The following is an 11,771-nucleotide window of genomic DNA, read 5'->3' on the forward strand; positions in this document are numbered from 1 at the left end:
CCCGTCCGGGACCGCTTGTAATCGCGACCCAAGGCACCCAAGTACTGCCTGGTGATCGGATCCCCTGATGAAGCAGGACTGGAAGGCCGTCGGAAGCTACGGGACCGTCGGTCTCGAGGTGGTGCTCTGCATCCTGGTCGGCCTGTTCATCGGCCGCTGGCTCGACGCGAAGCTCGGGACCGAGCCGTACCTCGCGGTGCTCTGGTTCTTCTTCGGCCTCGGCGCCGCCGGCAAGGCGGTCCACCGGGCGTGGAGGGAGATGCAGGCGGCGGCCGCGCGCGAGGAGCGCGAGCAGGGGAACCCCGCGCCGATGTTCGACGACCGCAAGGCGCGCGCGGACGAGCGCGCCGCGAACGGCGATCGCCGGGCGGACTCGAGCGACGTCGTCCCCTACCCCGACGAGCGGCAGCCCGCGAAGGAGCACGATGAGCGCTGAGCGAAGCCCCGGGACGCGCGGCGGCGGCCCGCCGCACGAGGAGCCCGACGCGGACGGAGAGCCCGGCGTCGGCGACGCGACCATGCGGGCCGTGCTCCGCTGGGTCGCCGGCACCGCCGCGGTCCTGTCCGTGGCCGCGCTGCTCGCGTACGGCGCGCGCGCGGCGCTCGGCGTCGGCATCGGGGGCGCCATCGCCACCGCGAACCTGTACGTCTTCGCGCGCATCGTCGACGCGTTCCTCTCGCGCAGGGGCCACACCGTGTCGTGGACGCTGATCGCGATCATCAAGCTCCTCGGCCTGATGGGTGGCGTCTGGCTCGTCCTGAAGACCGAGCTCGTCTCGGGGGTCGCCCTGATGGTCGGCTACGCCTCGCTCGTGGTCGGCATCAGCCTGGGGACGCTGTTCGGGCCGAAGCCGCCGGACGACGGAGCCCCCCCTGGCGCTCGCGGCTGAGCTCCCGCGCCGGCCGGCGCCGCCGCGAGCGCCCCGCGCGACGCGGCACCGCGTCGGCGCGCTCCAGGGTGCCCACCGTAAAGGAGTTGTGGTAGAGGCGAGGCCCCTCGACCGAGGGCGAACTCCCCCAAGGCGCGCCGGCGCGCGCGGCCGTACCGGCACAGCCGCGCGGCCGTCGGCGCGGCGCATCGACGACGAAAGCCATGCCTGAGCATACAGGGTTCCTCACGTACCTCCTGGCGCAGCTCCCCGGACTCCGGGAGAACGCTCGCAACATCGGCAAGACGTTCATCGGTCACCACACGGTCGACTACCGCGGGACCGAGCCGATCTTCATGAGCCTCCTCATCATGGTGCTGTTCGTGCTGCTCGCGAGCGAGGTGCGCGGGCAGTACCGGCGCCTGAACGAGTCCGTGGTCCCGGAGGACAAGCTCACGCTGCGCACGTTCTTCGAGGCGTTCTTCGGCTACTTCTACGGCATGGCTCGGGACGTGATGGGGCCCGAGAACGCGAAGCGGTACTTCCCGCTCGTCGGGGGCTCGGCGGCGTTCATCTTCTTCTCGAACGCGTCGGCGCTCATCCCGGGCGTGAACCCGCCGACCTCGAACCTGAACGTCACGATCGGGTGCGCGGTCGTGGTGTTCGTCCTTTTCAACTACTACGGGCTGAAGGAGAACGGCTGGGGCTACATCGCCCACCTCGCCGGGCCGAAGTGGTACCTGGCGCCGCTCATCTTCCCCATCGAGGTCATCTCCACCTGCGTCCGTCCGGTCACGCTCTCGATCCGGCTCATGCTCAACATCGGGGTCGACCACCTCGTGGCGAGCATCTTCCTCGGGCTGGTCGCGCTGTTCGTCCCGGTGCCGCTGATGTTCCTGGCGATCATCGTCATCGTCGTGCAGACGCTGGTGTTCTGCCTGCTGAGCTGCATCTACATCGGGCTCGCGACGGAGAAGGCGGACCACCATCACTGATCGCTTCGCCTGACCGCTCGGTCAGGCATCACCCGGCGCCGAGGAGAACGGCGCTGGAGGTGAAGAGAAGGCTAGCCAGCCCTCGAAAATCGGATTAGAGGGGCCCCGCTGTCGATGGGTTGCCCCAGAGCGGTGGGTGGACTGCACGAGCGCGTCCCCTACCGAGCAGTCGAAGAGGTCCCGGGAGCGATCCCCGGTTCTCGAGGGGGTGCCGCCCGCGCGGCCCCCGACCCACGCAGATGTACGCATGCAGCCCCGCGGGCTGTGTGGCTTGAAAGGAGCAGATTCGGATGTCGCTGAAGAGCAAGCTGTCGCTGTCCGCCGTTGTCGGCACTGCGCTGGTACTGGTTCCCGCTATGGCGCTGGCGCAGGATGGCGCGGCGTCGAACAAGTACGACGCGAACTCGTGGCTCGCCGTCGCTGCCGGATTCGCGATCGGCATCGCTGCCCTCGGCGGCACCATGGGCCAGGGTCGCGCCGCTGCGGCCGCCCTCGAGGGTATCTCCCGGAACCCGGGCGCCGCGGCCCGGATCCAGACCCCGATGATCCTCGGCCTGGCGCTCATCGAGTCGCTCGTGCTCCTCTCCTGGGTCATCGCCTTCTTCCTCCAGGGCAAGATCGCCCTCTGAGCCAGCGCCGGCCGCGCCCACCAGGCCCGGCTCCGCTGCTCCTTTCCCCCGCCCGCTGCGCCGGCCGAGCGCCCCTTCGATGGACCTCGCCCGCGCGCGCTCTCTCTCCGCCTGCGCATAGACCCATCGCAGCCGCGGCCCTGCGCGACGGCTCGCGCGCGCCGCGGCTGGCGTGACCCGTCGCGCGCCGCGGTTCGCGCCCTGCGCTAGCGCACGCGCACCACGGTGCCCGGCTCGTGCGCCGTGGGGAGGACCGCCGTCCAGCCGGCGGGGAGCCGCGGCGACGTCCACCAGAACAGCCGCTGCGCGTCGAGCGGGGCCAGGTTCACGCACCCGTGGCTCCGCACCTGGCCGAACGAGCGATGCCAGAACGCGCCGTGCAGCCCGACCCCCTTGGAGAAGTACTGCACGTAGGGGACGTCCTCCATCCGGTAATAGCGGTCGGCGCCCTCGTCCTCGAGGTTGTCCATGTCCGAGGTGAGCAGCTTGGCCCAGATGCGGAACGTGCCGGCGGGCGTCGCGCGCGACGACCCGGGCGCGCCCTTGCCGGTCGAGACAAGCGTCGCGAACACCGGTCGACGCCCCTCGTAGGCCACGAGCGTCTGCGTCGAACGCTCGACGTCGATCCACCGCTCGCCCGCCTCGACGTCGACCTCGGGCGGCGGCGGCGCCACCGACGGGCGCCGGAGATCGCGGAGCGAGATCCACGCCGCCGCGTCGCCGTCCGCGATGCGCGCGAGCTTGCCCGAGGCGCCCTGCGCCTCCTCGAGCGTGGAGACGACCTCGAACCGCGCCTTGCTCTCGTCGGTCCGCGCGAAGCCCGCCGCCGTGCGCGTGAAGAGCGGCGCCCTCTCGGACACGACCCACGCGATCCCGATCTCCGCGGCGCCCGGAGGGACGGTCTCTCCGTGGAAGGCGAACGCGCGCACCGGGCCGAGATCGCGCATCGGCACCCAGAAGCCGCTGTTCGTGCGGCCGTAGCGCGACCCGCCGAGCGCCCGCTCCTCGACGATCGCCACCGCGAAGCCGGGCTCGAGCTGCGCGTCCGGCGCGTCGATGTCGGCCGCCTCGGCCCGGCGATAGCCGAACGACCCGTCGGGGCCGACGAAGTAGTAGCGGTACGGGAGCCCGTCGGGCATCTCGCGCCACGTGCGCACGAGCGGGCTGATCGGACCCGCGGCGGAGAGCTCGACGGCGTCGTCGCAGACCCAGGCCGCGGCGCCCACCTCGAGCCAGCGCCCGAGGCAGCCGCCTCCGCGCCGGGCCGCGAAGATGGGCAGCTGCACGTTGCGATCGACGGAGCCGCGCCGGCGCGGGTTGTCGCCCGGCGCCTCGAACAGCGGCTGGTCGCGCTTGAGCACGCGCGCGCTCCTGACCCACGCCGGCAGCGGAGCGTCGCCCTCCGCGACCCACGGCGGCAGCTGCGACGCGAGGACCGCGCCGCCCCAGATCGCCGCGCCGAGGGCGACCGCCGCAGCGCCGGCCCTCAGCGCGCCGCGCCGCGCGCGCCGCAGCGCCGCCCCGCGGGGCAGCTCCGAGGGGCCCGCGGCGGCGCCACCACGCTTCGTCATCGTGCGAACTCCGGCGGAAGGGGCGGGACCGCCGCGATCAGCGGTAGGAGAAGCGCACTTCGTGATCGCAGATCCGGAAGAGATCGCCCTCGACGATGGCCTTCCGGGCGATGCGCTGGCCGTTGTACTCGACGCCGTTCGTCGAGCCCATGTCGACCATGTAGTACTGGCCGTTCAGGAACTCGACCATGGCGTGCTGGCGCGACACGTTCGGGTCCTTGATCGTCAGATCGCTCGACTGCTTGCCGCGCCCGATGATGAACCGGTCCTTGTTCACCACGAACCGCTGCCCCGCGTAGAACGCGGCGAGCGCCGGGCCCGCGGGGACCTGGTTCGGCATCGCCATGTTCATCGGCGGCGGACCCGGCACGCTGGACGCCGCCTGCGGCGGCACGCCGTACCCCGGCGGCGCCATCGGCGGCGGCGCCATCGGCGGCGCGATGGGCGAGGCGTACCCGGCGCCGCTGCTCAGCGGCGGCGGCGGCCCCGAGCGGCTCGCCGCGGCGCCGGGCATGCTCTGGCGCCCGCCGGGGTTCGTGGCCTGCGACGGGAGCGGCGGCGGCACGCCGAGGCGGGTCACGCTGGTCGGCGGCGGCGGCGGGCCGCCGACGCGGCCCGGGATGGGCGGCGGGACGGGCAGGCTGGGCCGCTTCCCGCCCGCGCTGCTGCTGCCCGGAGGCGGCGGCGGCGGCGGCGGCGCGCCCGGCCGGACCTGCCCCGGCGGCGGCGGCGTGAGCGCCGGCACCGGCGTCGGCACGGGCCCCACGGGGGACACGCCGTACGGCGGCGAGGGCGCGCCATAGGCGGGCGCGCCGGCCGGCGCGCCGTAGGCCCCCGCGGGCGTCGGCTGCTGCTGCAGGGCGACCATCGGCGGCCCGCCCGGCGGTCCGAAGGGCGGCGGCGAGCCGGGCGTCATCAGCCCGGGCGGCGGGGGCGTCGCGGCCGGGGGCACCGCGCTGGGCTGATGAGCGTGCGGGACCGGCTGGTGTCCGGAGCCGGGCGCCGCGTCGACCCTCGCGGGCGGAGGAAAGGGCGTGCGCGGGCTGTAGCTTCGCTGCCGCGCGTACTGCTTCATCGACTCATTGATGAGGTAGTCGATGGAGCACTCGAGCTCGCGCGCCATCTGCTCGAACGTCTCCCAAAGGACATCGCGACACTGGAACGTCCGTGCGCTTTTCTTGTTCGGATCCGCGCTCATCTCTACCCAACGATAACGGAGGATGAATTGCGCTGGGAAGCCTCCTCCCGGCCTCTTCCCTGCAAGCACCTGATGGCCCTGGGCCGCGCCGAAGGCGCGCTGCGATCGCAAACATGGCCGCGCGAGATCCGCGGAGCGCGCGCGCGGTCCGCCGCGAAGCGCGCGCCCCCGCCGCGCTCCTGCCTGGCGGCGGGATCGCTCGAGGCTCCCGCGTGCTGCGCCGGCGCTCGAGTCACTTCTTCTCGCCCTTCTCGATCTCCGGCTTCCTCTCCTGCATGGCCGGCTCGATGCAGTACTGGACGAACTCGCCGACGGTCTTCACGTCCCTGAGCTCGCGCTCGTTCGACCCCTCTTTCTGCACCTCGCACGCCCACTTGCAGTCCGGATCGGCGTCGCAGACCGGCGCGCGGGTGGTGTCGCCCTCGAGCGGCTTCACCGCCGGGAGATCGGCGGCCGTGCCGAAGGTGAAGTAGTAGGCGATCGCGCTCGTGCGCACCGGCGCCGGGCCCTCGGTGAAGTGCTTCTTCAGGGCCTCGAGGGGCGAGCCCTCCTTCAGGTCGCCGAACGACGCGCCGTACGTGAGCGCCTCGGGCATGGCGAACCCCTTGCTGTCGGGGAGCCTGCTCATGAACTCGTCGATGTGCTTCACCGTCGACATCTTCAGGATGGTCGCGGCGGCGGCGCGGCGGATCTTCCACTTGTCGGTCTTGAACAGGCCGTAGAGCTTCTCGACGACGAGCTCGCGCGGCATCTCGCCGACGCGGCGGAAGGCCTGGTCGAGCACCGCGTCGGGCGCGTCCGCGGTCGCGATCTCGAGGATGCGCTGGATGTCGCTCGGGTTGTTGCGGTCGAGCCGGCCCTCGAGCGCGGCGAGGGCGGCCTGGCGGCGCTTCTCGGGCTGGTCCTTGTCCGCCGCGAACCCGAGGAGGAAGTCGACCGACGGCCTGCCGCCGAGCTTCTTCATCGAGCCGAAGACCCGGAAGAGCTCCTCCTCCTGGTACTGCGCGAGCTGCGCCTCGAACTGCTTCTCGGTGGGCGTGATCTTCGACGCGGCGTTCGCCGCCTGGAGCTCGGGCTTCTTGGCGTCGACCCACTCGCTGGAGGTGACGAACTTCGCGATGGCGACGAGGTTCGCCGAGGCGGCTTCCTTCGCCTGTGGGTCGCCGTACTCGGCCACGAGCGACGCCATCTGGTCGAGCCGCTTCGCCTCGCGCGTCATGAGCTTCGGCAGGCCGGCCACCGCGGGCGAGCCGATGAAGCGCAGGAGCTGCTCCATCCCGTAGGCCTGCGAGCGGTCCTCGAGCCGGTGCTCGAAGTCCGCCATCGCCCAGTCGATGAGGGCGGCCTTGAGCCCCTCCTTCAGCCCCTCGTCCGCGATGATCACGGTCCGATCGGACGTGAGCATCGCGTACGCGGCGTCCTTGTAGGGGAACGAGGTGTCGACCGGGCGGGGCTGCCCGGGCGGCGCGACGGGCGGCGGCTTCCTCAGCTCGGCGATGATGGACGGCACGAGCGCGGCCACGATCGACTGCCGGGCCTCCGGCGCCATGGTCGCGAGGGTCTCGACCATGATGCCGATGCCCACGCGCCGGCCCTGCCGCGGCTTCATGCGGATGAGCGACGTGGCCGCCTCGATGCGGAGCGAGTTGTCGTACTTGTCGTGAAACAACACGGCCCTGAGCTTGTCGGGCCCGTGCGCCGTGGTCTCCCACCGGTGGATGTCGTTCTCGTTGACGCGGCACCCGCTCGTCGCGAGCCCCACGCCAGCGGTCGCGAGGCACAGCACAAGAAGGCCCGCAGCGCCGGCGCGCCGCCCTGCTCGTTCGACAGTTTCCATGCGCGTCCCAGGAGGGCCGGGATGGTACCGCCCGCGGCGCTCTGTTTGAAAGAATTTCAAGGGCGGGAAGAGGGGAACCAGGACAAAGATTGCGCGAAATCCGGCCGGAACTCCAGCGCGGCGATGCCCTCCGATGCATCCCCTTGCCGTGCCCCCGCCCCATGCCATGCCCCCCTCCCATGCCTCTCCCGCCCGCTGAGGCCCGGAGGTCGCTCGCGTCCCCGTGCTCCTGGCGGGCTCAGGCGTGCGTGACGGTGCACGGGAGCGCGCGAAAGCGCCCGTCTCCTCCCGTTGTTTCCCGTTCACTTCCGCTGCCCCGCGATTTTCTGTTTCCGTCCGTTGCTTTCCCCTCCTTCTCAGGCCTCCCAGACTTCTTGCCCCCGGGGTAGAGTGCGCATATGTGAGCAAGGTAGGTTTAGGTAGGCATGAACGTCCCCTTGTTCGCTCCTCGCCGTGCCCAGCCCGCCGCCGGCCTTGGCGAGCCCCTGCGGTCCGGGGCGCGCGGCGCCGCACGGACCAGCCCGGCGGGGGTCTCGAGTCCTGCCGCGCCGCCGGCACACAGCTACGCCCGCGATGCGGCGGCGCTCGTCCTCCTGGTGTCCGCCCTGTACAGCGCCCTCGCGCTCGCGTCGTTTCGCGCGGATCCGCTGCGCCCGGAGATCTCGGGCGACGACTGGGTGGGGCCCGTGGGCGCGGCGCTCGCGGGGGCGTCGGTCCAGGCGGTCGGGGTCATCGCGTGGTTCGTCCCGCTGGAGCTCGCGCTGCTCGCGATGCCGCTGCTCGGGGCGAAGCGCTCGATCGCGAGCCTGTTCCGGCTGAGCGGCGACCTCGTGGTGGTCATCGTGCTCGCGGCGCTCGCGCACGTGGCGTTCCCGCGGGCGGTCGCGTTCGGCGCGATGCCGCTCGGCGGGGCCGTGGGCGAGCTGTTCGGGGAGGTGCTGCGCGCGCTCTTCTCGAACATCGGGTCGTACATCATCGGGCTCACCATCGTCGCGCTCATCCTGATGGGCCGGGCGACGTTCTCGTTCATCGAGCTGGCGCACCGGGCCGAGCAGCTCGCCGTGGCGATCGCCGCGCGCGTCGCCGGCTGGGCGCGCGCGCTCTTCGGGGCGTGGGCCGCGGCGCGCGATCTGGAGCGGCGGGAGGGCGCCTCGGCGCAGGAGGCGCCGCCGATCATCGCGCGCAACTCGAGCCCCGACGCGATCATCGCCGCGCTGGCCGACGACGCGGACGAGCCGCTCTCCGACCCCGCCGCGAGGAGCACGCCCGTCGAGCCGGCCCACGCCGAGGCGCCGGCGCTCGATCTCTGGAAGAGCGCGCCGCTGAGCGCCGCCGCCGAGGAGCCTGCGGCCCCGCCGAAGCCGCGGCGCGGGAGGAAGGCGCAGGCCAAGGAGCCGCGCGAGGCGGCGCCGCAGGGGAGCGAGGCGCGCGAGCCGGTGGTCCGCGGCGGCGAGGCGCACGAGGTGGTGATCCACGGCGGCGAGCCGCGCGAGGTGGTGATCCACGGCGGCGAGCCGCGCGAGGTGGTGATCCACGGCGGCGAGGCGCACGAGGTGATGACCCGCGGCGGCGAGGCGCACGAGGTGATGACCCGCGGCGGCGAGGCGCACGAGGTGGTGATCCACGGCGGCGAGGCGCACGAGGTGGTGGTCCACGGCGCCGAGCCGGACGAGGAGGCGCCCGAGAGCGATGCGCCGCGCGAGGCGGCGCTGCACGGCGCCGGGCCGCGCGAGGGCGCGCAGCGGTTCGTCGAGCTGACCGAGGAAGCGGAGCGCGAAGGAGCGCAGCGCGCCGAGCCGCGCGAACGAGCGCAGCGCGCCGCCGAGCCGCGCGAGAGGGCGCAGCGCGCCGCCGAGCCGCGCCGGCCTGCGCGGCGCCGCGCCGCGGCCCTCGCGGGGTCGCGCGACGCCGCTGCCCTGGAGGACGGCGACGAGTCGCCGTTCGCGGGCGAGGCGCACCTGGTCGAGAGGATCGTCGAGCGGGAGGTGGAGCTCGACGAGGACGACGCGGTCGAGCCCGTGGCGTTCGAGGCGGACGACGACGACAGCGCGGCCGCGTTCGCGGAGCCGGAAGCGCTCGACGTGCCCACGCCGTCGCCCATCCTGCCGGTGCGCGAGCTGCCAGCGCGGGAGCCGGACGCCCACCGCGGCCTGCCCGCTCGCGAGCCGCGCGACCTGCCCGCTCGCGAGCCGCGCGACCTGCCCGCTCGCGAGCCGCGCGACCTGTCCGCTCGCGAGCCGCGCGACCTGTCCGCTCGCGAGCCGCGCGACCTGTCCGCTCGCGAGCCGCGCGACCTGCCCGTCCGCGAGCCGCGCGAGCCGGATGCCCGGGCGGCCCACCGCGAGCCTCCTCCCGCCGGCGGCCCGGAGCGGCCTCAGGGCGCCGCGCCGCGCGCGCCGACGATCGTCGACACGAGCCGCGCGCTCGTCAGCGAGAAGCCTGCGGTGGTCAAGGTCGTGCCGGCCACCGGCGAGGGCTTCCGCCTGCCGTCGACCGACATGCTCGACGTGCCCGCGGGCGGACGCCTCCAGCTCGACGCGGATCAGCTCAAGGCCACGGCGCAGCTCCTCGAGAAGACGCTCGCCGACTACGGCGTCAGCGGCAAGGTCGAGGAGATCCACCCCGGGCCCACGGTCACGACGTTCGAGGTCTCGCCCGCCGCCGGCACCAAGGTCTCGAAGGTGGCGGGCCTCGCGGACGACCTCGCGCTCGGCCTGTCGCGCAAGGTCCGCATCGTCGCCCCCATCCCCGGGAAGAACCGGATCGGCTTCGAGATCCCGAACGAGCACCGCTTGCCCGTCAACCTGCGCGAGCTCGTCGAGGATCGCCGCTTCGTCGAGATGAAGGCGCCGCTGCCGTGCGTGCTCGGCCGCGACATCATCGGGACGCCGTACTTCGCCGACCTCGCGTCGATGCCGCACGTCATCGTCGCGGGCGCGACCGGCGCCGGCAAGAGCGTCGGGCTCAACGTGATGCTCGTGAGCCTGCTCTTCCGCAAGACTCCGGACGAGCTCCGGCTCCTGATGATCGATCCCAAGGTCGTCGAGCTCGCGCCCTTCGACCGCATCCCGCACCTGCTCCTGCCGGTCGTGACGGACATGAAGCAGGCGGCGAACGCGCTCAAGTGGGCCGTCGACGAGATGGAGCGGCGCTACCAGCTCTTCGCGAACGCGGGGACGAAGAACATCACGACGTACAACGCGTGGGTCGAGCGCGTGCACCGCGGCGAGGCGCGCCCGCCGAAGCCGCCGCCCAAGGTGAGCGCGATCGGCGCGGACGGGCTCGAGGTGGAGGTCGACGCGGCGAAGGACGGCTCCGACGCGGCGCTGCCGGAGAAGATCCCGTTCATCGTGATCGTGGTCGACGAGTTCGCCGACCTGATGATGCAGCAGGGCAAGGACGTGGAGGCGAGCGTGGCGCGGCTGGCGCAGAAGGCGCGCGCCGCCGGCATGCACGTCATCCTCGCGACGCAGCGGCCGAGCGTCGACGTGATCACCGGCATGATCAAGGCGAACTTCCCCACGCGCATCGCCTTCCGCGTCGCGCAGAAGGTGGACAGCCGCACGATCCTCGACGAGCAGGGCGCCGAGCACCTGCTCGGCCGCGGCGACATGCTGATCAAGATGAACGGCTCGAACGAGACGCGGCGCGTCCAGTGCCCGTTCTGCTCGGAGGAGGAGGTCCAGAAGATCACCGACTTCCTCCGGCTCCAGGGCGAGCCGGTCTACGACGAGGCGATCCTCCGGCCCCGGGACGACGAGGGCGAGGAGCCCGACACCTCCGACGCCGAGGCCGATCCCATGTACGACGCCGCCGTGAGGATCGTGGCCGACACCCGGCGCTGCTCGACCTCGTGGCTGCAGCGCAAGCTCGGCGTCGGCTACAACCGCGCGGCCAAGCTGGTCGAGGCCATGGAGAAGCGCGGGCTCGTCGGGCCCGCGAACGGCGCCAAGGATCGCGAGGTGCTCATCGCGCCGATCTGACCCGCGCGCACATTTGCGTTGACGCCGCTTCGCAACGCGTGTTGGCACGCCGTCGACCGGGACGCGCGCCCCCGATCGGATGTGGAGGAGAGCACAGCGCCGACCTTTCCGCCGCCGAGGTCGCGCGCTAGCATCGTGGTTCTTTTGACTTTCCCGTTCGAATGCTTCATGGAGCACGCAGGATGGCGCCTGAGGAAACGCGCACGCGTCTGATCGCTCAGATCGCGAGCCTCCTGAAAGAAGGGACGATGCCCGCAGACGCCCGCGCAGCGGGGCTGACGCTCATCGGTTGGCTTGCGAGACGCATGCCCGGAGAGGCGGCTTCGCGGGACGGCGTCGACGAAATGCGCCGTCGCGCGGCGGTCCTGAGCTGCCCGCCGCGGCGCGTGGGCGGGCGGCGGTCCACCTAGCGAGCGGCGCTGCGCGGGCGACGCGCGACGCTGCCATGCGCGGCGATGCACCCCCAGCGCCGGCCCGAGGCGGCGGCCGGCGAGCTGGCCGCGCGCCCCCATGGAAGGAGGCGAGCGCGCGGCGCTCGCCTCCTTCCATGGGGGCGTCGCGCCGGCCCCGCGCGGCGACGAGGCGGCCGAAAGCGACATCAGTATCGTAATTTGTACGTGCCGTATCGAGCGCGGCTAAGCTTCTTGGTGGCGCGGCTTTCCGCGCCGCGGGGCTCGCGCGACGCTCGA

At 72.8% G+C, this 11,771-nt stretch carries 8 protein-coding genes; 5 read left to right on the forward strand and 3 right to left on the reverse strand.

Features of this window, described 5'->3' with window-relative positions; genetic code table 11:
* The first annotated feature begins 67 nt into the window (after nucleotides 1–67).
* The 4 genes from WMF20_RS44325 (at nucleotide 68) to WMF20_RS44340 (ending at nucleotide 2,493) form a co-directional block, all read left to right on the forward strand.
* Entirely contained in the window at nucleotides 68–436 is a 369-nt protein-coding gene (locus WMF20_RS44325; protein WP_437607814.1) for an AtpZ/AtpI family protein, read from the forward strand.
* Entirely contained in the window at nucleotides 426–890 is a 465-nt protein-coding gene (locus WMF20_RS44330; RefSeq protein ID WP_437607815.1) for an ATP synthase subunit I, read from the forward strand. The genes WMF20_RS44325 and WMF20_RS44330 overlap by 11 nt, the downstream gene beginning before the upstream one ends.
* A gap of 203 nt (nucleotides 891–1,093) precedes the next feature.
* Nucleotides 1,094–1,864 carry a F0F1 ATP synthase subunit A gene (gene atpB / locus WMF20_RS44335; protein WP_129579894.1) on the forward strand — a complete coding sequence of 257 codons (771 nt, stop codon included), beginning with the start codon at nucleotides 1,094–1,096 and terminating at the stop codon, nucleotides 1,862–1,864.
* Nucleotides 1,865–2,154: 290 nt separating this feature from the next.
* Entirely contained in the window at nucleotides 2,155–2,493 is a 339-nt protein-coding gene (locus tag WMF20_RS44340) for an ATP synthase F0 subunit C (protein WP_061622327.1), read from the forward strand.
* 206 nt (nucleotides 2,494–2,699) lie between these two features.
* Here WMF20_RS44340 and WMF20_RS44345 read toward each other — a convergent pair whose 3' ends face one another.
* From WMF20_RS44345 to WMF20_RS44355, 3 genes are all read right to left on the reverse strand, one after another.
* Entirely contained in the window at nucleotides 2,700–4,064 is a 1,365-nt protein-coding gene (locus WMF20_RS44345) for a L,D-transpeptidase (protein ID WP_437607816.1), read from the reverse strand.
* A 37-nt stretch (nucleotides 4,065–4,101) separates the two neighbouring features.
* Nucleotides 4,102–5,262 (reverse strand): FHA domain-containing protein, encoded by a 1,161-nt coding sequence (locus WMF20_RS44350; protein ID WP_437607817.1) that lies wholly within the window; start codon nucleotides 5,260–5,262, stop codon nucleotides 4,102–4,104.
* A gap of 232 nt (nucleotides 5,263–5,494) precedes the next feature.
* Complete coding sequence (locus WMF20_RS44355) at nucleotides 5,495–7,099, reverse strand: hypothetical protein (RefSeq protein WP_437607818.1); 1,605 nt, start codon at nucleotides 7,097–7,099, stop codon at nucleotides 5,495–5,497.
* Between the two features lie 425 nt (nucleotides 7,100–7,524).
* Here WMF20_RS44355 and WMF20_RS44360 point away from each other — a divergent pair, with 425 nt between their 5' ends.
* Complete coding sequence (locus WMF20_RS44360) at nucleotides 7,525–11,082, forward strand: DNA translocase FtsK 4TM domain-containing protein (protein ID WP_437607820.1); 3,558 nt, start codon at nucleotides 7,525–7,527, stop codon at nucleotides 11,080–11,082.
* Nucleotides 11,083–11,771 lie beyond the last annotated feature (689 nt).

Origin of the sequence: Sorangium sp. So ce834, from assembly GCF_051521425.1 — a bacterium.
Classification (GTDB): Bacteria; Myxococcota_A; Polyangia; order Polyangiales; family Polyangiaceae; genus Sorangium; species Sorangium cellulosum_D.

What these genes read in the sequence shown, in the direction of transcription:
- WMF20_RS44325 (WP_437607814.1), top strand. Translation starts at nt 68, where the DNA reads ATGAAGCAGGACTGGAAGGCCGTCGGAAGCTACGGGACCGTCGGTCTC.
- WMF20_RS44330 (WP_437607815.1), top strand. Translation starts at nt 426, where the DNA reads ATGAGCGCTGAGCGAAGCCCCGGGACGCGCGGCGGCGGCCCGCCGCAC.
- atpB (WP_129579894.1), top strand. Translation starts at nt 1,094, where the DNA reads ATGCCTGAGCATACAGGGTTCCTCACGTACCTCCTGGCGCAGCTCCCC.
- WMF20_RS44340 (WP_061622327.1), top strand. Translation starts at nt 2,155, where the DNA reads ATGTCGCTGAAGAGCAAGCTGTCGCTGTCCGCCGTTGTCGGCACTGCG.
- WMF20_RS44345 (WP_437607816.1), bottom strand. Translation starts at nt 4,064, where the DNA reads ATGACGAAGCGTGGTGGCGCCGCCGCGGGCCCCTCGGAGCTGCCCCGC.
- WMF20_RS44350 (WP_437607817.1), bottom strand. Translation starts at nt 5,262, where the DNA reads ATGAGCGCGGATCCGAACAAGAAAAGCGCACGGACGTTCCAGTGTCGC.
- WMF20_RS44355 (WP_437607818.1), bottom strand. Translation starts at nt 7,099, where the DNA reads ATGGAAACTGTCGAACGAGCAGGGCGGCGCGCCGGCGCTGCGGGCCTT.
- WMF20_RS44360 (WP_437607820.1), top strand. Translation starts at nt 7,525, where the DNA reads ATGAACGTCCCCTTGTTCGCTCCTCGCCGTGCCCAGCCCGCCGCCGGC.